This is a genomic window from Alkalibaculum sporogenes, assembly GCF_009362815.1.
In the GTDB taxonomy this organism is placed as follows: Bacteria; Bacillota; Clostridia; order Eubacteriales; family Alkalibacteraceae; genus Alkalibaculum_A; species Alkalibaculum_A sporogenes.
In genome coordinates this window covers 73,411-94,475 of the sequence record NZ_WHNX01000012.1, presented here as the reverse complement: position 1 = coordinate 94,475, position 21,065 = coordinate 73,411, and the positions used below count along the sequence as shown (strand labels likewise).

Sequence of the window (21,065 nt, the reverse complement as noted above, 5' to 3'; positions counted from 1 at the left end):
ATCTTTTATCAATCATTTATGACATTTATTTGAGTTATTATCAGAGCAACAACTATCATATATTGTTGCCCTGATTCTAAGTCATTTCGTCCTTATTGAATATTAATTTCTGTTACATCAACTCGATAAGTATCTGAAAAATTAACACCTGTCAATTTACTGTTATAACCAATGTGACAGGAAGCTTGTGCAAGCATTACAAATGGACTATCTTCTTCGATCATGTCTTGTACTTCAACTAACAATTGAGATCTTTTACTACTATCCGTTTCTGCAAGAATATCATTGTATTTTTTAGTTATATCTTCATACCCTTTTTCTTTCCAATTAGCACGAAGCCCAACTTGTTGTCCTGGTAAGAAGACTAATTGAACATTTGGGTCATTATAATCAATTCCCCAATAAATAATAGTCATACCCATTTTTCCATCACGATAGTCATCACCATATCCTGCAACCCAATCTCGTTGTACAATGTTTACATTAATATTTATTTCAGATAAGTCTTCTTTCACTATTTGAGCTAAATCAAGCAATGGCACACCTTCCATATCTAATTCACTCATTTCTAAGTCAATATCAAAACCATCTTCATAACCAGCTTCTTTTAAAAGTTCTTTTGCCTTCACTAAATCAGTTGCTGTTGATACGTCTTTCTCACCTTTACTACCCATGAATCCAACTTGTATGATAGATTCTGGTGTTATTGATCCAGTACCACAAATTGTTTGGATACCTTTATAATCAATTGCATAACTAATCGCTTTTTGTACCTTATTATTTGCAACAGGTCCTCCAATTTTCTCATCTTCATTCATCATCAAGAATCCTACTGTCTTTGTTGATTCATTTTGAACTTTTACATTCTCTTTTCCTTCAAGTTCAATTATGGTATCATCTGTTAAGTTTAATGCAATATCGATATCACCACTTGAAAGTCCCATCATTTGAGTATTTGCATCACCTTGCAATTTGATAATATATTTATCTACATTGGTTGTTGTTCCCCAATAGTTTTCATTTTTTTCAAGAATAATCTCTTCATCTGGTGTGTAACTTTTTAGCACATACATACCTGAACCTGCACTTGTTGCATCCAAGTACACTTGAGCAGTATCTGTCGTATTTGCATCTTCTGCATCTGTTCCACCATTTTCTTTAACAACTTTGCTATCTAAAATACTACAAGAAGCATAACCTAGTTTAGATAAAATGGCACTATCTTGACCTGTTAAGTTGATTACAACAGTGCTTTCATCTGGACACTCAATACTTTTAATTGTGTCAGCTATGAATGAAGGGTTGCCTTTTAAATTTTTAGTACGATTCAATGAAAATTTAACATCTTCAGACGTTACCGGATTACCACTTGCAAAAGTGGCTTCTTCTTTTAATACAATGGTTAGTGCCAACCCATCATCTGAAAAAGTATAACTTTCAGCCAAACTAGTTTGGGGTTCATCACTACCATCTATAAATTTGAATAATGTTTCATAACATGCATTAGCGACTAATGTAGGATTTTGCTCATACATAAATCCTGGATCTAATGTTGAAAAACCAGACCCCATAGCGATAACCACGACACTTTCAGAAGCTCCTTCATTATTATCTTTTGAGCTACAACCGGCAACGATAAATACCATTGCAAAGGTCAATAACAATACGATTACTTTCTTTTTCATTAAAAATTCCTCCTTTTATTTATGTAAATTTAATTAATACCTACCTGTTATGAATCTCGTGGAAAGAATCATATAGATGACAAGCCACAAAATGATCCTTTTCTACTTCTAGTAACAAAGGAATCTCAGTTACACACTTAGAAAATTTTTTAGGACATCTAGTATGAAAAGAACAACCCGGCGGTGGATTAGTAGGACTGGGAACTTCACCTTTTAAAATAATTCGTTGTTTCTGTTCATCTTTATCTACTTGTGGTATTGCTGATAGCAATGCTTCTGTATAAGGATGATACCGTTTATTATATAAGCTATTATAAGGTGCTACTTCAACCATTTTTCCCAAATACATTACCCCTACGCGATCACTGATCTGATAAACCACATTGAGATTATGGGATATAAAAAAATATGTAAGTCCGAGTTTTTCTTTTAGATCAGATAATAAATTTAGAACCTGTGCTTGAACTGATACATCCAAAGCAGAAACTGCTTCATCACAAACAATGAATTCAGGTTCCAAGGCTAATGCTCTTGCAATTCCGATCCGCTGTTTTTGACCGCCAGACAATTCATGTGGATATCGATTTAAGTGATATTTTGCTAATCCCACAAGTTCCATTAACTCGATAATTCGATCATTAATAACGTCTTTGTCATGAATACCATGAATTTTGAATGGTTCCATAAGTATTTCTTTAACTTTTCTACGAGGATTCAGGCATGCAGAAGGGTCTTGAAATATTATTTGCATCCTCTTTCTCATATCCTTCATTTCTTCTTTGCTTAACTGGGTAGTATCTTTGTCATCTATGTAAACTGTTCCCTCTGTTAAAGGTAATAAATTGATTAAGCCTCTTCCAAATGTACTTTTTCCACAACCGCTTTCACCAACAATGCCGAAAATTTCATTACGCATAATATCTATGCTGATACCATCGACTGCTTTAACTACGTTCTTTCCATTTCCTCGTTGGTCGAAATAAATTTTCACATTTTCTGCTCTTAACAATAGATTATCTACTTTTTTACTTTTTACCATAATCAAATCCCTTCATGTCTATTGCCAACTACATATTTCCAACATCTTACTTTTCTATCTTGTTTTACTTGTATCATAGGTGGTAACTCTTGTTTACATCTCAGCATAACATCTTTACATCGTGGCCAAAAGCTACAACCATCAGTTTTCTCCATGGCATTTGGTACAACTCCTTCAATCGTCTGTAATGGCTCTCTATCTTTTGATATCTTAGGAATCGCTTTAATCAATCCGATGGTATACGGGTGTAGTGGATTCTCAAAGAGTTCTTGCGAAGATGATTCTTCAATAATGCAACCTGTATACATAACTATGACACGTTCACATAATTCACTAACTACACCAAGATCGTGAGAAATCATAATCACAGCAGTATTCATTTCCTTATTCAAATGTCGAATAAGATCCAATATTTGAGCTTGAATAGTAACATCCAATGCTGTTGTAGGTTCATCACATATTAATATGTTCGGTTTACAGGCAAGAGCCATTGCAATCATCACTCTTTGTCTCATTCCACCTGATAATTGATGTGGATATTCATGAGCTCTTTGTTCAGGGTTTGCTATCCCTACAGAATGCATCATTTCTACTGCTTGTTCAAAAGCTACTTTTTTCTTAAGCCCACGATGTAAAATCAATGATTCAGCAATCTGCTTTCCACATTTTATTATTGGATTAAGTGATGTCATAGGCTCTTGAAAAATCATAGAAATATCATTGCCACGAATTTGCTCCATCTCTTTTTCAGATATGTTGACCAGATTTTTTCCTTCATAAATAATTTTACCGTTAACGATTTTGCCCGGTGGATTAGGGATTAATTTCATAATTCCTAATGAGGAAACGCTTTTTCCACTACCACTCTCCCCAACAATACCTAATATATCTCCGCTATTGAGGGTATATGATAAGTCATTGATTGCATATACCGTGCCTTCTATCGTCCTAAATTCAACACTTAAATTTTGAATGTTCAATAATGGTTCCTTCTGATTCATCGCATCCTCCTGTAAAAAAAAGTCATTTCCTCTGTTTGGAAATGACCTCATTGCCCTTCTCGCTCTTACAATCTCTCATTAATAATTGAATATATAATATCAATGTTTTTTTACAATGTCAACATAATTCCCTGATAAATTATGTTATTTGTGAAATATGTCAAATTGTAGTGCGGTCGACGGCGAAATATGCTTTTTTAGCATATCTCTTGATCCGCCAACTCCCTCTTAGGGTTCAACTACCACCGCTTATCTCAACTAAAATATGCTCCCTCGCTTTTAGCGAGGAAGCATATTTTGGTGGAGGTGACACAGTCAAATCCGAAACATTAATAGTCTTTGTACCATTAGTATAATTATATGTGATTATAACCTTATCATCTTGTAAAAAAACAGCATTTACAAACACATCAATGATTCTTTTTCTGTATTCTAGATCATTAACATCACCGTTCTTAAATTGTTCTAGCCAAAAGATAATTTGCTCTTTAGTGAGAATGACATTAGAAATTTTCTCCTGGTCTATATTGATTTCAATCTCTGCCTTTTGACCCTCTAATTCCATTAGCCTGTTCGTGAGAGCATCCGAGATTACCCCTTGTTCTATAGCCTTCATTATGTTTTTAATACCTTTGTCCGTCTCTTTCAAATTACCCTGCAGGTATTTTAAGGAACTACTTTCCTTATCTGATTCTTGGATTTTAATAACATTATCAGCGATCAACTCTATAATGTCGTCCTGAAGAACTCTATTTACCGTTTCATTGATAACTAGATCCTCAATCCAATCTTTCTTTACAGTCTTTTTATCGCATGCCTTTTCTCTCTTCTTTTTCGTACATATATAATAGTAGTATTTTTGATTACGTCCTGATCCGCTCTCCCCTACCATGTTAGATCCACAGTGACCACAAAATAGTTTTGTTGTTAATAGATATTCGATTTTAGCTTTTGCCCTGGCCGGAGCTTTTTTATTCTTGACCATCTTTACTTGCACCCTCTCAAAGAGATCCTTATCTACAATCTCTGGAACAGTAGATTGCATGTATATACCCTCATATTTATATAGACCTATATACTTTACATTAGTAAGTATCGGCCGAAGGCTATTTTTATTAAAAGGTACCCCCCTAGATGTCTTATAGCCTTTGCTGTTTAAATGTGTAATTATCTCAGTTATGGTATGCCCTTCATCGTACATCTGAAATATCTGTATAACAATAGGCGCTGTGTCTGGATCTACTTCAAAGGTCTTATCATCATTAACTTTGTATCCCAGGGCAATGTTACCTCCCGTAATCTTTCCTTTTAAAGCATTCTCTTTCATACCACGTTTTATATTTTGAGATAGGTTCGCAGAATAATATTCAGCCATGCCCTCTAGGACTGATTCAAGGATAATACCTTCAGGACCATCTGGGATATGTTCCTTCGCATAAAGAACCTTTACGCCATTTTTACGGAATTTAACCTTATTAATAGCAATCTCTTCCCTGCTACGTCCAAAGCGGTCAACTTTCCATACAATTACTGCATCAAATATCTTTTTCTCACTATCTCGAATCATCTTCTGAAAGTCTGCCCTATTATCGTTCCTTCCAGTCAAGGCACGATCTATATATTCTCCAACTACGGTTATTTCATTCGCCTTGGCAAACTCTTTACATTCTCTTAATTGTCCTTCAATGGACTCTTCACGTTGTTGTGGTCCTGGGGAGTATCTTGCATATATTACTGCTTTCATATAATATCAGTCCTTTCTAAAATGGAAGGTCATCATCATCATCATCATCAATTTCATACGTAGCCAACTCTTCAATTTCAAGAAATTGAAGAATTTCATTTCCACTTTTGACTTTATCCCACGGTTTTAATAAACTATTCTGTAAAAAAGTAGATGGGTTCCCACAATGCGAGCAATATCTAGCATTTCCTTGTAGTAAAGCTCCACATATTGGACCGTCAAAATCACTTCTGTTGTAATGATCTACATTAGTGCACCTGTTGACCAAATGCTCACCGCATATACGGCAATGTTCCCCCTCGTCTATCTGTTGGTTGTCGCATGTAGGGCAGATAACAGCTTTTGAGTTTTCATCTACTCCAATTCCTTCATAAAACATATAATTTCTCCTCCCAAAATTTTTAATATCCCCAACGTATTTTAATTCCCAAATATATTCACTGCTATAGTCCGCGTTCCAAATACTTTTTATGCTATTCCCTCCACAGATTTTACAGAAATTTAATTTAATTGTTATAGGATTTCCACAGGTACAGCAATAGTCAAAGCAGGGCATTTCATAGGTATTAAAGTAGCTAATGTGCTCGTCTGTTACCCTGTAGCTGTCATTTGTTAAAAGATCAATTCTCGCGCGTGATGCTTTGTAAGAAATGTCAAATGTGCTCATAACTCTTTGTTGCAGAGTCATAGGATCCTTTATGATTCTATTGTATAAAGGTACCGGCGATAATAGGTTACGCGCGAAACAATTAGTTTCCTTTTCTATTGCTTCATATTGTCTTAATGAGAAGCCTCCTCTATTAAGAACATCTTCGGTAATCAACTTAAAATGCCCGAGAAAATAATGTCCCAATTCATGAGAAATCGTAAAGCGATCTAGCCCTGTATTATTTTTAGTATCATTATAATAAATTATATATCTTACTTTTTTAGATTTACTTACATTTCTTGCAATTGCGCCTAAGTCTGTTCCGAAGAACTCAATTACTTCTTCTATTGTACATCTGCGATTTTTAGCTAATTCAGAGTATTTATATGTTTTAACATCTAGGAGTTGTTGTATAATTTGCATTATATCAACAGGAACTCGCCTTATACTATATTTTTTAAGTACTTTGATAGATTGATTAAGCGCTTTAGTATAGTTTGGATTCAATATTAATCATCCTCTTCTTCGTCAAATAATTCGTCAAAAGAGGCTTTAAGTATTTTCATCATTTTTTTTCGTTGACTAATGTCCATCTTTTTATGGGCTCTTTGAATTAGTTCTATCTCAGGATCCTCATTATAATCTTCGTCAACATACCCACATAATTCTAGTAAGTACTCATAATCTATCTCATAAGCAGCACTTATTAATTTTAAAGTAGTCGGAGTGGGATTTTGCGCAGGTAATCCCCTATTATCTATACCCTTTTCTAATGCAGATAGATATGTGTGGCTGATACCAATTAACTCAGCTGCCGCTCTTAAGCTCAAATTTTTTTCTACTCTTTTTTTATTTAAAAAAGATTTAAATTCCATAAAAAATACACCTCTTTTTAATTAATTGTAGTACATAAATAACAAAATGTAAAATGGATATTACACGGACTATGAATTACATAGTTGACATTATGGCATGTGTGTATTACAATATGTACAAAGGAGGTGTAATAAATGGATAATAAGATTAAAGTATATAGGGCAATCAATAAAATATCTCAAGAAGATCTTTCAAGACTCACAGGTTTGTCTAGACCTAATATAAGCAATATAGAGCGCGGAGATCAAGTCCCTAACGGTAATACGATGTTAAAAATAGCAAAGGCGTTAAATGCTTCCGTAGAAGATATTTTTTTAGGCCTTAATGTAATACACGAACACCAAAAATAATCATATGTATAACGAGGTGATTTAATGCTTATATCAATTAATAAAATCAACATTGGCAGCCGAATACGTCAAGAATACGGAGATATCCAAGAGCTCGCCGACAGTATCCGAGAACATGGTCTACTTCATCCAATAGTTGTCGATTCTAATTACAATCTTGTTGCTGGAGGAAGAAGGTTACTGGCTTGTGAGAGAAACAAAATGAAGGAAATCGATGTAAAAATGTTAGGTGAGTTATCTAAGCGAGAAATAAAAATATTAGAACTAGAAGAGAACATCAAAAGAAAAGACTTTACTGAGATTGAGAAGTCGAGGGCGCTCACAAAATTAGCAGAACTGAAAGCAGAAGAGTTAAGAGAAAAGTCTGAAATGGAGTTTCGTTCGGACTCCGAACAAAACGAGAATGAAAATGCTGAAAATAATAACGTAGTGGACGGATTCCGTCCAGCAAATATATCGGAGCGGGAAATAGTGAAGACAATAGACATCCCAAGGTCTACTTTAAGAGATGCCAAACAGCACGTTGAAGCAGTAGGCAAGTACCCTGAATTAGGAGATCTGCCAAAATACAAAGCAATAGAGACCGCTAAGAAAATGGATAATGACGAAAATATCGTAGCAATAAATTTCAACAAAGATGAAAACTACAATCAGTATTTATCTAAATGTAAAAAGACAGCTCTTGCTTACAATAAATCTTTATATAGCTTATTGAATTTAGATACAAGCGAAACAGCATTACAGGAATGGAATGAGCTCCTCGATGAACTACTAATATGCGGATATGTAGAGATGGTGGAAGAATTAATACCTAAGTTAGTAAAAATACAAAGATTTCTGAAGGAGGCGAAAGCTCGTGGGAACACAAACACTAGATAAGAAAGCTAAAGAAATGATTATATCACAAGTAAAAGAATCAGGGGTAATAACACGCGATAAAATTGTTGAGTTAATTAGACCTCACTATATGTTTGATAAGGATTTAGCACTAGAAAGAGAACTTAAAAGAAAAGCCAATAGTATTATTTCGCAGATAAAAGATGATGACGGAACAAGGGATTGTTTTAACTATAAGAATCCTGATGGCGAATCTACTTACGCGTATGTAGGTACAACAAAAGATGTTAGGGTTCTAAATCAAATTGAAGAGCAGCTAAAGAAAAAATACATCGGTTTAAATGAATCCATAAATAAGGTTAGAAAAAGAAGAAGTCAGTTACCAGGACAAATATCACTATTTGAAAAAGAAGCGTAAAAGGAGGCGTAGATTATGAACGTAAATGGACAAGTATCTTTCTTTAAGTATAACAAACAACAGTTTGCGCTCCTTGAAGTATACGATAGTAATTCTATTTTTCAAAAGACGGGCGGAGGTTATAGATATAAAGGAAATGATTACATAGGTATAGTTGTCGATGGAAATTTACCAATCTATAAGAAAAATATTTTAAAGCACAAACTTATTAAGGGAAAAAAGTTAAAACAAATAGGAGGAATTTATTCATGAGCACTATTGTAAATTCAGATATATCAATTAACGCATCAGAAATAAATCAACATGATCTAAACAATCTTTCCCACCCCCTGATCCAAATCATAGCAGACTATTTCAAGCAACCAGGAGTGCAAGAAAAATATGAAGTGTGGTTGAAGGAAAGAGAATCAAGGAAAGGAGGAAACCCTGATGATAATTGAAAAAACATACCTTGCTCTCGACAAAGGTTCCTTAGATGATCAAACAAAAGAAGTAAAACAAACCGCTAACGATTTAGGAGCTTACTTAGCTAAAGTATTAGACAGAAAAGCCTATATGGAAGTTGATCCACTTGTAGGCGCTGTTATGGTTGCATATGAAACTCAAGGTTATATTAAAGGCTTTAAAATTGCGACAAAAATAATTAGTGAGGCATTAAATGATACACAAAGCATATAAGAGAAAGGATGTGTAAATTAAGTGACTAACCAAGAAAAAACAAAAATAATTCTAAATCAATTAGCCGATGAAGTCATTAACGTGGACTGGAACCGCGAAGATGAATATTTGAGATCAATTACTAAGGCACTGAGAAAAATTGAAAGTGTTGAAAAATCAAAATAGTAAATAACGATTTAATGAAATATAGAGAGGAGCTATTAAAAGAATGACTATTCACGAATCAATAGAAGTACTTAAAACTATGCTTAGCGAAGATGACAGAGAAAATGAAGCCTTAGATATTGCTATAGCATGTATGGAAAAATTCTACGAAGATGTTTTCGTAAAAAGTTGAGGATAAAACAAAAAATATATGGCGAGGTGAGAAAATGCTAGGAAATAAATACAATTATGCTGATTCAATTATTGTAGGTATAGCAAATGATTTGTACAAGCACGAGAAAATTGCAACTATTGTAACAGACGGTTTTAATATTCAATTTGACAAAGAAAAAGCCCTATCAGTTGGCGCTGAACAGGACTCGTAACTAATTAAATTCAATATCATTATACCACAAATAAGGAGGAAAATAACAATGGATACTATCAAAATAAATAAACTTGAAATAGAAAATATCAAACGTGTTAAAGCCATAAAAATAGAACCTACTAAAAATGGGCTTACAATCGTTGGAGGTAAAAATAAACAAGGGAAAACTTCAGTATTAGATTCTATAGCCTGGGCTCTTGGGGGAGAGAAATATCGCCCTTCTGAATCACACCGCGCTGGATCAGTTATCCCTCCCCACTTACATATTGTTTTATCAAATGGATTAGTAGTCGAACGAAAAGGAAAAAACAGTGATTTAAAGGTTATTGATATTAATGGACAGAAAGGTGGACAACAGCTATTAAATGAATTTGTCGAGCAACTAGCTATTAATCTCCCTAAATTCATGGAATCTACAGGAAAAGAAAAGGCTAATACTTTATTACAAATCATTGGCGTAGGAAATAAGTTATACGAGCTAGAACAAAAAGAACAGGAAATTTATAATCGCCGTAGGACAATCGGACAGATTGCAGATCAGAAAAAAAAGTTTGCTAAAGAGCAGCCATATCACCCTGATGCTCCTAAAGAACTTGTTTCTGCATCGGAATTAATAAAACAACAACAAGATATACTAGCTCGCAATGGTGAGAACCAACGCAAACGCCAAAATCTTCAATACTTAGAAAACCAAGCAAGAACAATCCAACAACAAATAGATGAGCTCATTGCAAAACAATCAACTATACTCATCGATCTAGAGATTGCTCAAAAATCCGCACTTGATTTACACGATGAATCTACAGAAGAATTAGAACAAAACATTACTAATATAGAAGAAATAAATCGCAAAGTTCGTGCCAATCTTGACAAAGACAAAGCCGAAGAAGACGCACTTTCTTACGACAATCAATATAGAGCATTATCAACTGAGATAGATACTATAAGACAGAATAAAACTGATCTTCTTAAGGGTGCAGATCTTCCCCTACCTGGACTAACCGTTGAGGATGGCGAATTGCTTTATAACGGATATAAATGGGACAACATGTCAGGATCCGATCAACTTAAAGTATCTACTGCTATTGTAAGAAAGCTTAATCCAAAATGTGGTTTTGTCTTGTTAGATAAGTTAGAACAAATGGATCTAGATACTTTGAAAGAGTTTGGAGAATGGTTAGAAGCCGAAGGATTACAGGCTATTGCAACACGAGTTAGTACTGGCAACGAATGCTCTATCATCATTGAAGATGGATATATTTCAGGCACCCAAATAGAAGCAATTCAACAAGAACCAATAAAAGAAGAAATCTTAACATGGAAAGAAGGTCAATTTTGATGAAAATTACAATGGGAAAAATTGAAAGTGCCCAAAAAGTTGTTGTTTATGGACCGGAGGGAATTGGCAAGTCAACTTTTGCTTCCCATTTCCCCCACCCTATTTTTATAGATACCGAAGGAAGCACAAAACATCTAGACGTCGCCAGAACACCCAGACCTAGCAGCTGGACTCTGTTGATTGAACAAATTAGATATTTAAAATCAAACTCTCAGGCATTAGATACTTTAGTTATAGATACAGCAGATTGGGCAGAAATATTATGCATTGAGTATATATGTGCAAACAAGCTGCCTCCAAAAGGAAAAGAAAATATCATTGGTATTGAAGATTTTGGATATGGCAAGGGTTATACATATCTAGCTGAAGAGTTTGGTCGTTTATTAAATTTACTAGAAGAACTTATTGAATTAGGAATAAACGTTGTAATTAATGCTCATGCACAAATGCGAAAATTTGAACAACCGGATGAATTAGGATCTTATGATCGATGGGAAATGAAATTACAAAAAAAGACTGCCCCTCTTTTAAAAGAATGGGCTGATATGGTTCTCTTTGCGAATTATAAAACTTATGTAGTTAACGTGGACAATCAAGGCGTGCAAAAAGGAAAAAATAAAGCACAAGGTGGTAACCGTGTAATGTATACCACCCACCACCCTTGTTGGGATGCAAAGAATAGGGATAATTTAAAAGAACAGCTTGAATTCAAATACCAGGAGATTGCTCACTGTATCCCCACCTTAAATCAAACAGAAAAGTCAGTTGTTGAACCTGTTGTTCAAGTTGCCGAAACAATTAATACACAAACAGAGATAATAACAAATAAAGATAATAAAATAGATGGTTTTACAGAAGTTGTGGAAGCTGATTCAGATTTTGTCCCCAAACCTTTGGCAGATCTAATGGAAAATGGAAAGGTAACTTTAGCTGAAATTCAAAAAGCAGTTGAGTTACGAGGATATTATCCTCCCAATACTCCATTTAAAAATTACGACCCTGATTTTATATCTGGAGTATTAGTCGGAGCATGGGCACAAGTATTTAAAATAATTTTAGACATAAGAAATGAGGAGGAAAAATAAATGAATACTGATATGGGAAATGAAATAGGTTGGGAAGATGAAATAGAAAAAGATAGTCCGGATTTTATAACACTACCAGAAGGGGATTACGATTTTGTAATAACTGATTTTGAAAGAGCCAGACACGCAGGAAGTGAGAAGCTTCCACCATGCAATAAAGCTGTAGTACATATTAAGATTGAAACCCCTGAAGGAATCTCTACAATTAAGCATAATTTATTCTTACACACTATTACAGAGGGAATGTTATCAGCATTTTTTACAGGAATTGGTCAAAAGAAGAAAGGTGAACGTGTGACTATGAACTGGAATTTGGTTGTAGGTTCTACCGGGAGATGCAAACTTGGAATTAGAAAGTGGAAAACAGATGACGGTGAAGAAAGATCTTCTAATGAAATTAAGAGATTTTACGAACCTACTGAAACATCAACTCCACAGCAACAAACTTTTGAGCCCGGGAGGTTTTAGTTATGCAACTTAGACCATACCAAGAGGCTGCAAAGGAAGCTATTCAAGCCGAATGGGAAAAAGGAAATAAGAAAACTTTATTAGTATTACCCACAGGCACAGGTAAGACAATCGTTTTTTCAAAGGTTGCAGAGGATTGTGTTAGAAATGGTGAGCGTGTTTTAATACTTGCTCACCGTGGAGAATTATTAGATCAAGCAGCAGATAAACTTGGCCAGGCCTCTGGGTTAGTATGTGCAACAGAAAAAGCAGAGGAAACTTCACTAGGTAGTTGGTTTAGAGTAGTAGTTGGATCTGTTCAGACTTTAATGAGAGAAAAGAGATTAAACCAATTCCCTCCAGACTACTTTAACTCAATTATCGTGGATGAAGCGCATCATTGTATATCTGATAGTTACCAACGTGTTTTGAACCATTTTAGCAGTTCTAAAGTGCTAGGTGTAACTGCTACCCCAGATCGTGGAGATATGAAAAACTTAGGACAGTATTTTGAGAGCTTAGCTTATGAATATACTTTACCAAAGGCAATTAAAGATGGATTCCTATCCCCTATTAAAGCACAAACAATTCCACTGAAATTAGATTTAACAGGTGTAGGGCAACAAGCAGGTGATTTTAAAATGAGTGATATAGGTACCGTATTGGATCCTTATTTACATCAAATAGCAGATGAAATGCAAAAGTACTGCATGGATAGAAAAACTGTTATCTTCCTCCCCCTTGTTAAAACAAGTCAGAAATTCCGGGACATTTTAGCGTCAAAAGGTTTCAGTGCTGCTGAGGTCAATGGCAACAGCCATGACAGAGCTGAGGTGTTGGCAGACTTTGACGCTGGTAAATACAACGTCTTGTGTAACTCTATGTTACTTACAGAGGGTTGGGATTGTCCCTCTGTGGATTGTGTGGTGGTTCTTAGGCCTACTAAAATACGAAGCTTATATAGTCAAATGGTAGGACGTGGAACTAGACTCTATCCTGATAAAGACCACCTATTACTCCTAGATTTTTTATGGCATACAGAAAAGCATGAACTTTGTCATCCAGCGCACTTAATTTGCGAAAACGAAGAGATCGCTAAGAAAATGACTGAAAACATTGAGGAATCTGGTTGCCCAGTAGACATCGAAGAAGCTGAACTACAAGCCACTGAAGATGTAGTTGCTTCTAGAGAAGAAGCTTTAGCTAAAAAACTGCAAGAAATGAAAAGTCGTAAACGGAAGTTAGTAGACCCACTTCAATTTGAAATGAGTATACAATCTGAAGACTTATCAAGTTATACTCCTGCGTTTGGTTGGGAAATGGGACCGCCTAGTCAAAAACAAATCAAAACACTAGAAAAAATGGGGATTTTCCCAGATGAAATTGAAAGTGCTGGTAAGGCTGCCATGCTGTTGGATCGACTCGACAAACGCCGCTGGGATGGACTAACTACTCCAAAACAAATTAGGTTTTTGGAAGGTAGAGGTTTTAAGCATGTAGGTACCTGGCAATTTGAAAGTACTAAAAGTTTAATTGACCGAATTGCTGCTAATGGTTGGAAGATACCTCGAGATATCAATCCTGCTGAGTACAAGGGAGAATGATAATTGTGGATAACAAAAATTTGCTTGAAATATTAGAATATATTGAACCTTCTTCCCTTGAGTATCAAGAGTGGGTAAACGTTGGAATGGGACTTAAAGAGGCAGGCTATACTGCCTCTGACTGGGACTCATGGAGCCGTAGCGATGTTAGTAGATATCATACGGGAGAGTGTTTTAGGAAATGGGACAGCTTCCAGGGGACTTCCTCTCCAGTTACTGCTGGGACTATTATACAAATGGCTAAGAATAATGGTTGGTCTCCTGAAAAGTCAGGGCATGAATTAGAATGGGATGACATTATTGGAGCCAAAGAAGATTTAGTTATTGTCGATAAAAACTGGGTTGAATGCAAAGAAGTTATTGAGCCTGAGTATTGGGATGCTGTTAATCACTTAGTGAAGTACTTGGAAATCATATTTGAAGCTTCTGAAAATGTTGGTTATGTTACTGAGAGTTGGGAAAAAGACGGGAAGTATCTTCCTAATAAAGGTTGTTGGGATCGTACTGCAGGTGAACTTATTCAACAACTTAATCAATGCAAGGGTGATATAGGTTCGGTACTAGGTGATTATAAACCAGAGGTTGGCGCATGGATACGATTTAATCCATTAGATGGTAAAGGTGTTAAAAACGAAAATGTAACAGAGTTTAAATACGCTTTAGTAGAATCTGACACTATGGATATTGACCAACAGAACGCTATTATTAGAGAACTCGAACTTCCTGTAGCGTGCCTTGTTCATAGTGGCAAAAAGAGCCTTCATGCAATTGTTAAAATAGATGCAGCCAATTATGATGAATACCGCAAAAGAGTTGATTATTTATATAATGTATGTCAAAAAAACGGACTAAAAGTTGACAATCAAAATCGTAACCCTTCCCGTTTATCCAGGATGCCTGGCGTTATGCGTAGTGGAAAGAAACAATTTCTTGTTGATACAAATATGGGTAAAGAATCCTGGAAGGAATGGCAGGAATGGATTGAAGGGATAAATGATGATCTACCCGAACCTGAAAGCATGTCAAGTGTTTGGGATAATCTTCCCGATCTAGCCCCTCCTCTTATAAATAATGTACTAAGGCAAGGTCACAAGATGTTACTAGCAGGTCCATCAAAAGCGGGTAAATCATTCGCTCTCATTGAACTATGTTGTGCCATTGCTGAAGGAAAACAATGGATGAATTGGGATTGTACCCAGGGTAAGATTATGTATGTTAATTTGGAGCTTGATAGAGCAAGCTGCTTACATAGATTTAAAGATGTATATAATGCCTTAGGTTGGCAACCTAAAAGCCTAAATAATATAGACATCTGGAATCTAAGAGGAAAATCGGTTCCCATGGATAAGTTAGCTCCAAAGCTCATTCGCAGAGCGCAAAAAAAGAATTACATAGCTATCATCATAGATCCCATCTACAAAGTCATCACAGGGGATGAAAATAGCGCTGATCAAATGGCAAACTTCTGTAATCAGTTTGACCGCGTATGTACTGAACTAGGTGCAGCCGTAATTTATTGCCATCATCATAGTAAAGGATCACAAGGTAGTAAAAGAAGTATGGACAGAGCATCAGGATCTGGAGTATTTGCTCGGGATCCTGATGTGCTTATGGACTTAATAGAACTTGAATTAACTGATGCGATCTTAAAACAAGAGACCAATAAAGTAGTCTGTAAAGTATGTGAAAACTGGTTAAGAAAACATGTCCCCAACTGGGATAAAGAGGTGTCATTAGATGATTTATGCTCTCAAAGTGCCATGATTGACCATTGCAAAAATCTTATGAATTCTAACACTTACAGAGCAATGCAAAACGATTTATTCGAAGCCGAAAAGTCAGCACATCAACGGTCAGCATGGCGAATCGAGGGTACCTTACGAGAGTTTCCAAAGTTCCCACCAGTTAATCTGTGGTTTGATTATCCTGTTCATAATGTAGACACTGTAGGTAGCCTTAAGGATGTAGATACTGAGGGCGAAAAGGCTCCCTGGCAGAAAGCTATAGAGAAACGAAAGCCGAAAGAAGCTAAGGCAAAAGAGCGCAAAGAAGCCTTTGAAACAGCATTTGAAGCTTGTGGAATTGATGGAAGTGTAACTGTCGAAAGCTTATCTGAATACATGGGTGTTACCGATAAAACGGTGAGAAGTCGAGTAAAAGAACACGGAGGATTTTGGATTGACGAGGGTATTGTAGGGAAAAAAACATAAATTTACGTTCCTTTCCCTAGGGAAGAAAAAAACATAAACAAGTTATTTTCCCTAATAGGGAAAGGAAGAAAGTATGTTATTTTCCCTACGGAAATTTTGACGGAAAAAAACATGAATTAAGTTATTTTCCCTAGGGAAGAAAAAAACACTATATATATATAACATTTTTTTTCTTCCCTGACGGTCATGGGGGTAAGTAGTCGTGCGTAAAGCAAGCACGACGACTCCTTCCCCTATCCAATGACTAAAGAGTTTTTTCTCACAATAATTAAATGTAAATAAAAGGAAGGTGATTCAAATGGGAATGTATCCAGAACATTTGGAAGAGATAATTAACGAAGATCTACAAAATTCTGGTCTTTACGATGAAAGTCTAGAAAATATGGGGCCCGAAGATTTTGAAGCTGATAATATGGCGATTGAGTTTTTCTTGCATATGTTGCCTCCTACTTCAACTCATCAAATGAAAAAGGTGAGAGTGGTAAAAGGCAAACCAGTATTCTACGAGCCAGCAGAACTAAAAGCAGTACGTTCCAAGCTTACCGCTCACTTATCCAGGCATGTGCCAGATGAAAAATATACTAGTGCAGTTAGATTAGTTACAAAGTGGTGTTTCCCTATCTCGGGTAAGCATCAAGACGGCGAATATAAGACATCTAAGCCAGACACCGATAATTTGCAAAAGATGCTCAAAGACGTAATGACCGATTTAGGATTCTGGAAAGATGATGCTTTGGTAGCTTCAGAGATTATAGAAAAGTTTTGGGCAATGATACCAGGGATTTATATAAGCATTGAAAGTTTGGAGTGAGGGCTATGAATAAATTATATAAGCTTAAACATAAAACCGATGGATACAGAGCCATGGCAGATGATGTAAGACGTAATCAATCAAATGAAATCATTGCTGTACATATCCCGCTGATCGGGTGGAAGGATGCCAGGGAGTTTGAGATTGAGGAGGGATAACAAATGTATGTATTTAGCAAAGAGAAGTTTAAACAATCCGATGTCTACGAATATCATATTAAAGCATACTCTAAACATCTTGATGAAATGGATGGTAAGGACGTGCATTTTAAAGATTCAAAATATAAATATGGTGAGATGCAAATGAGTAGTAATACGTACTTATTCCCAATTTACAGAGAATGGTGTAATAATATAGAACGATTTGAGCAACTGAGTTTACTAGGAGCGGATAACAAATGCTAACTAATAAAATAAATAGGAGTGAGAGAAATGAAACCGATAATAACTGAAACAACAAATTCAATACTCACAAGCAACTTTGAGGATGTGATAGATTTACCAATTACTCGGATAAATTATGGAGATGGGAACGTTGGAGTAGAGAGCTGTTGGAAACTATCTCCTGAAGAGCTAGAAGAAGTAAATAAAACAGGAGTAATATATTTTGTATGTGTTGCCCCTACTCATCCCCCAATATGTCTTAGCCCTTATTCCAGCCTTTCAGGACAAATGGAAGGACAGTATGATACAGGAATAAATCCATTTGAAGAACAAACCTGCAAAGTATGCGGCTGCACATGGAACAACGCTTGCCCTGGTGGCTGCTACTGGGTAGCAGATGATCTATGCAGCAGGTGTCAGGGGGCAGATCAATGAGTAGAAATCCAAATTAAACGCCAGCGGCTGTAGTTAAATAAATTAAGAAAGGAGATTAATATGTTTCACGAAATTAACTTTGGGACTGTAATGATTAGCATTATACTATCAATAATCACAGCCTATATTTACATTAGACTTGAATTTAACAAATATTTAGATCTAGTAGATAAACAAAATCAAGCTTTTTTATGCGACATAAAAAATGCGACTATTGAGAGTATTAAAAACATTGTTAAATAGATCAAAAACAAATGGTAGAAAAGGTTTTACCTAGTGGTGTAATTATAGTAACTCCTTTTTGGTATTCAGCAGATGTATAAGGATAATTTAGTTTACCCGCGAGAGTATTAACCTCTTTAACAATATTTTTATATATTAAATCATTATCAAATATAGAATATAATTCTGGGTTGATCAAATAAGAAGAATAAGTTACAGAGATCAAACCCAAACGAATTAAGTTACTGATTGAGGCTGCAATTTCATCTTTGTTATCGTAAATAGGATTAGAAAGAAAGACATGAGTAAAAATAGTATTTGAACCCCCTGTATTTACATTTATCTTATACTCAGCAATTGGCAATCCTCCTTTGGAATTTGAAATTATTTTTAAATTTGAAGCATCCATAGGACTTAATTGTTTTATTATTTCTACGAAAGAATGATGAGCTTTTGAACTAGTGTCCATATTCATTGAAGATGCTATTAACTTTGAAAACATTTCTCGCATTTCTTTTTCATCTATGTAGAATTTTGACGCTTCTAAAGCAGGACCGATAATACTAATTGGAGGTTCAATAAGTTTTTCTTCTGGGATTTTTGATAGTTCTTTTTCAATTTCACTTCCATACATTTTTAAGTTTTCGGCTTGTTTAATTCTTAATTTTTCGACATTATAGTTTATTGGACTAAAAACTAAGTGAAAAACATTAGCAACTGTTGTGCCTATTTCTTTTGCTGGAGGGGAAATAGCGTTTTCAAGAAATTGAGGACACTTTATAATGCTAAAAGATTCCATGAAATCACTCCTTTTTTATAATATTATATCAGATAAAGGTTAAAAATGGAAAAATGGTTAGTTAATAATACAGTATTAATTCAAGAAAAATACGAAATAGAAAGGAGTACCAAATGTCAAAAATCGGAACGAACATAAATGATTTAATAGATCAAGCGACCTATAGGGCGATAAAGCTATACACTAAGGAGCAAGCAACGGCACAAAATAAAAGCGTATTACATAATACTAAGTTACTCCTTAAGCACTACAACGACCTCCAAGAGCACGCGTTAAAAGCAGTAGAAACTATTAACGCAATAGACTTTGATAATATTGCAATCGACGAAATGGACAAAGATGATCTATATATTTTATCAATAAAAAAGAGCAAAGTTAAAACAATAATCATGATTGCGCATATCGATGCAGCACTTGCCAGTTTAAAGCATAAGCAAATTAAGTTACATATGCCTGAGAAGTATGAAGCATTAGAAATGTTTTATATCAAAGGTATCCCCTATGATGATATTGTTATGAAATATAACTGTGGAGCCAATACACCTAGGCGCTGGATGGGTCAGATGTTAAATGAATTAAGTATATTGCTGTTTGGGATAGATGGTATAAGGGATATGGTGTAATGATGGTAAAAAGATGGAGTTTACATGGTAGGTTGAATGTTATAATATGGTAGTGTGAAATAAATGTATAGATCAGAGGAACCGCTTATGAGATAGGCGGTTCTTTTTTAATTTATTCCCTATGCTATAATAAATTAAAGGGGGTATTAATATATGGGTATTGCAATATATGCAGCAGTAGTTTCAACTATTACACTTGTGTGGACAATCATTATACAGATACTAGAAAAAGTTCCAAGAGTGAAAATATCTGCTAATGTGTATGCAGGAAGAGAAGCACTTGAAGGGAAAGGCGTTCTATATGCAGATTATGCTATAGGAATAAGGGTTACTAATAAATCTATTTATGATATCTATATAACTCAGATTTATGTTAAATTAGCAGAAAAAGTTGATGGGGATACTAAGTATATGATTTCACCTAAAAAAGGAAATTTAGAATATCCTATTCAATTAAAATCAAGAGATCAATTTATAATCGCTGTAGAGTTAGACACTATGTGGGACTTATTCAGATCGTCGAATAATAAAGACAAAAAAATTAGAATAATGGCCATGGATACCACCGATAAAGAATTTAAGTCAAATAAAATAGAGTTAAACATCAGAGAACTAATGGTATTAGCTGAGAAAAACAGAAAGAAGTATGCAGGTCAAGCCCTTGAGGATTTTGCAAAAACCATAGAATTTTGATTTTGCCCTCCTTTGCCCTGGGCAATCCGCGCCTGGGGTTAAATATATTTTACAGAAAAAGAAGGATTTTGGAATGTTTTGTAGAATTAGGTTATGTGAAGGGGATGATAATATGGATAAGAAATTCAAGGATCTTTATGAAGAGCTGTATGATAGCCTTTATGAGCAATTAAATAAAGAATTCATAGAAGAACTAAGTGCAACCCACGAAGAAATCCGTATGGAAGTAGCAAATATAGAATTTAAAATGGATTTATTATTTGAAAACAATAATTTATCAAGGTTGTTATATCAAGCGGATATTACAAAATATCAAAATAATCAATTGGAATCAGTTATGGCTGAATTTCAAACTATGATTTCCAAAGGTGAAAAAGTTAGTGGTTTAAAATTCGAATCAAGTATACTATCTATTGTAAGCGACAATACAATTGATTATCATTTTTGTGAATCATACGCAAGATTTTGCTATGAGTTATTAAAATGGGAAGATGTATTTCCTACTTTATATAAAAAAGCAAATTATTTTATACGTTCTTTTCAAGATTAACACGTTTAAGAGCCTAACGGCTCTTTTTTCATACCCAAAACCAACAAAGCGAGGT

29 protein-coding genes are annotated in these 21,065 nt (G+C 35.0%); 22 read left to right on the top strand and 7 right to left on the bottom strand.

The genetic code is table 11. The features are described from left to right. Positions 1-92 precede the first annotated feature (92 nt). From GC105_RS09300 to GC105_RS09275, 6 genes are all read right to left on the bottom strand, one after another. Entirely contained in the window at positions 93-1,685 is a 1,593-nt protein-coding gene (locus GC105_RS09300) for an ABC transporter substrate-binding protein (RefSeq protein WP_152804012.1), read from the bottom strand. 40 nt (positions 1,686-1,725) lie between these two features. Continuing rightward, entirely contained in the window at positions 1,726-2,724 is a 999-nt protein-coding gene (locus GC105_RS09295; RefSeq protein ID WP_152804010.1) for an ABC transporter ATP-binding protein, read from the bottom strand. Between the two features lie 2 nt (positions 2,725-2,726). Then, the gene (locus GC105_RS09290; RefSeq protein WP_152804008.1) at positions 2,727-3,725 is read right to left on the bottom strand and encodes an ABC transporter ATP-binding protein; all 999 of its coding nucleotides are present in this window, start codon (positions 3,723-3,725) and stop codon (positions 2,727-2,729) included. Positions 3,726-3,960: 235 nt separating this feature from the next. Beyond that, on the bottom strand, positions 3,961-5,469 hold the full coding sequence (locus GC105_RS09285; protein WP_152804007.1) for a recombinase family protein: 1,509 nt from the start codon (positions 5,467-5,469) through the stop codon (positions 3,961-3,963). 16 nt (positions 5,470-5,485) lie between these two features. Then, the gene (locus tag GC105_RS09280; RefSeq protein ID WP_152804005.1) at positions 5,486-6,625 is read right to left on the bottom strand and encodes an ImmA/IrrE family metallo-endopeptidase; all 1,140 of its coding nucleotides are present in this window, start codon (positions 6,623-6,625) and stop codon (positions 5,486-5,488) included. Positions 6,626-6,627: 2 nt separating this feature from the next. Next, entirely contained in the window at positions 6,628-6,993 is a 366-nt protein-coding gene (locus tag GC105_RS09275) for a helix-turn-helix domain-containing protein (protein WP_152804003.1), read from the bottom strand. Positions 6,994-7,128: 135 nt separating this feature from the next. On the opposite strand from GC105_RS09275, the gene GC105_RS09270 reads away from it, so the two are divergent. The 19 genes from GC105_RS09270 to GC105_RS09200 all read left to right on the top strand — a co-directional run bounded on the left by GC105_RS09270 (position 7,129) and on the right by GC105_RS09200 (position 18,366). After that, entirely contained in the window at positions 7,129-7,344 is a 216-nt protein-coding gene (locus GC105_RS09270) for a helix-turn-helix transcriptional regulator (RefSeq protein ID WP_152804001.1), read from the top strand. Positions 7,345-7,368: 24 nt separating this feature from the next. Beyond that, complete coding sequence (locus GC105_RS09265) at positions 7,369-8,223, top strand: ParB N-terminal domain-containing protein (protein ID WP_152803999.1); 855 nt, start codon at positions 7,369-7,371, stop codon at positions 8,221-8,223. Next, positions 8,201-8,599, top strand: coding sequence for a hypothetical protein (locus GC105_RS09260; RefSeq protein ID WP_152803997.1), 399 nt, complete (start codon positions 8,201-8,203; stop codon positions 8,597-8,599). Before GC105_RS09265 ends, GC105_RS09260 begins: the two co-directional genes overlap by 23 nt. A gap of 15 nt (positions 8,600-8,614) precedes the next feature. Next, a complete protein-coding gene (locus GC105_RS09255) occupies positions 8,615-8,851 on the top strand; it encodes a hypothetical protein (protein WP_152803995.1) in 237 nt (78 codons plus the stop codon). Beyond that, positions 8,848-9,039, top strand: coding sequence for a hypothetical protein (locus tag GC105_RS09250; RefSeq protein WP_152803993.1), 192 nt, complete (start codon positions 8,848-8,850; stop codon positions 9,037-9,039). The genes GC105_RS09255 and GC105_RS09250 overlap by 4 nt, the downstream gene beginning before the upstream one ends. Further along, complete coding sequence (locus tag GC105_RS09245; RefSeq protein ID WP_152803991.1) at positions 9,029-9,277, top strand: hypothetical protein; 249 nt, start codon at positions 9,029-9,031, stop codon at positions 9,275-9,277. The genes GC105_RS09250 and GC105_RS09245 overlap by 11 nt, the downstream gene beginning before the upstream one ends. Before the next feature lie 21 nt (positions 9,278-9,298). Then, positions 9,299-9,442 (top strand): hypothetical protein, encoded by a 144-nt coding sequence (locus GC105_RS16855; RefSeq protein ID WP_193708350.1) that lies wholly within the window; start codon positions 9,299-9,301, stop codon positions 9,440-9,442. 43 nt (positions 9,443-9,485) lie between these two features. Further along, the gene (locus tag GC105_RS17470; protein WP_281350104.1) at positions 9,486-9,614 is read left to right on the top strand and encodes a hypothetical protein; all 129 of its coding nucleotides are present in this window, start codon (positions 9,486-9,488) and stop codon (positions 9,612-9,614) included. Positions 9,615-9,648: 34 nt separating this feature from the next. Beyond that, positions 9,649-9,807, top strand: a complete 159-nt coding sequence (locus tag GC105_RS16850) for a hypothetical protein (RefSeq protein ID WP_193708349.1) — start codon at positions 9,649-9,651, stop codon at positions 9,805-9,807. 48 nt (positions 9,808-9,855) lie between these two features. Then, on the top strand, positions 9,856-11,148 hold the full coding sequence (locus GC105_RS09240) for an AAA family ATPase (protein WP_152803989.1): 1,293 nt from the start codon (positions 9,856-9,858) through the stop codon (positions 11,146-11,148). 11 nt (positions 11,149-11,159) lie between these two features. Then, positions 11,160-12,233, top strand: a complete 1,074-nt coding sequence (locus GC105_RS09235) for an ATP-binding protein (RefSeq protein WP_343030003.1) — start codon at positions 11,160-11,162, stop codon at positions 12,231-12,233. Further along, positions 12,234-12,701 (top strand): DUF669 domain-containing protein, encoded by a 468-nt coding sequence (locus tag GC105_RS09230; RefSeq protein ID WP_152803985.1) that lies wholly within the window; start codon positions 12,234-12,236, stop codon positions 12,699-12,701. Between the two features lie 2 nt (positions 12,702-12,703). Next, positions 12,704-14,284 (top strand): DEAD/DEAH box helicase, encoded by a 1,581-nt coding sequence (locus tag GC105_RS09225; protein WP_152803983.1) that lies wholly within the window; start codon positions 12,704-12,706, stop codon positions 14,282-14,284. Further along, positions 14,281-16,494: an AAA family ATPase gene (locus GC105_RS09220; RefSeq protein ID WP_152803981.1), complete on the top strand. Its 2,214-nt coding sequence runs from the start codon at positions 14,281-14,283 to the stop codon at positions 16,492-16,494. The genes GC105_RS09225 and GC105_RS09220 overlap by 4 nt, the downstream gene beginning before the upstream one ends. A 298-nt stretch (positions 16,495-16,792) precedes the next feature. Next, positions 16,793-17,305 carry a RusA family crossover junction endodeoxyribonuclease gene (locus GC105_RS09215; protein ID WP_343030002.1) on the top strand — a complete coding sequence of 171 codons (513 nt, stop codon included), beginning with the start codon at positions 16,793-16,795 and terminating at the stop codon, positions 17,303-17,305. 5 nt (positions 17,306-17,310) lie between these two features. Then, a complete protein-coding gene (locus tag GC105_RS16845) occupies positions 17,311-17,463 on the top strand; it encodes a hypothetical protein (RefSeq protein ID WP_193708348.1) in 153 nt (50 codons plus the stop codon). A gap of 3 nt (positions 17,464-17,466) precedes the next feature. After that, entirely contained in the window at positions 17,467-17,709 is a 243-nt protein-coding gene (locus GC105_RS09210; RefSeq protein WP_152803971.1) for a hypothetical protein, read from the top strand. Between the two features lie 27 nt (positions 17,710-17,736). Continuing rightward, positions 17,737-18,123 carry a hypothetical protein gene (locus GC105_RS09205; protein ID WP_152803967.1) on the top strand — a complete coding sequence of 129 codons (387 nt, stop codon included), beginning with the start codon at positions 17,737-17,739 and terminating at the stop codon, positions 18,121-18,123. Between the two features lie 60 nt (positions 18,124-18,183). Beyond that, positions 18,184-18,366, top strand: coding sequence for a hypothetical protein (locus GC105_RS09200; RefSeq protein ID WP_152803965.1), 183 nt, complete (start codon positions 18,184-18,186; stop codon positions 18,364-18,366). A gap of 1 nt (position 18,367) precedes the next feature. On the opposite strand, the gene GC105_RS09195 is transcribed toward GC105_RS09200, so the two are convergent. Next, on the bottom strand, positions 18,368-19,144 hold the full coding sequence (locus GC105_RS09195) for a DUF4393 domain-containing protein (RefSeq protein WP_152803962.1): 777 nt from the start codon (positions 19,142-19,144) through the stop codon (positions 18,368-18,370). Between the two features lie 113 nt (positions 19,145-19,257). On the opposite strand from GC105_RS09195, the gene GC105_RS09190 reads away from it, so the two are divergent. The 3 genes from GC105_RS09190 (at position 19,258) to GC105_RS09180 (ending at position 21,010) form a co-directional block, all read left to right on the top strand. Next, the gene (locus GC105_RS09190; RefSeq protein ID WP_152803960.1) at positions 19,258-19,767 is read left to right on the top strand and encodes a hypothetical protein; all 510 of its coding nucleotides are present in this window, start codon (positions 19,258-19,260) and stop codon (positions 19,765-19,767) included. Positions 19,768-19,920: 153 nt separating this feature from the next. Beyond that, the gene (locus tag GC105_RS09185; RefSeq protein ID WP_152803958.1) at positions 19,921-20,460 is read left to right on the top strand and encodes a hypothetical protein; all 540 of its coding nucleotides are present in this window, start codon (positions 19,921-19,923) and stop codon (positions 20,458-20,460) included. A 112-nt stretch (positions 20,461-20,572) separates the two neighbouring features. Then, positions 20,573-21,010, top strand: coding sequence for a hypothetical protein (locus GC105_RS09180; protein WP_152803956.1), 438 nt, complete (start codon positions 20,573-20,575; stop codon positions 21,008-21,010). Positions 21,011-21,065 lie beyond the last annotated feature (55 nt).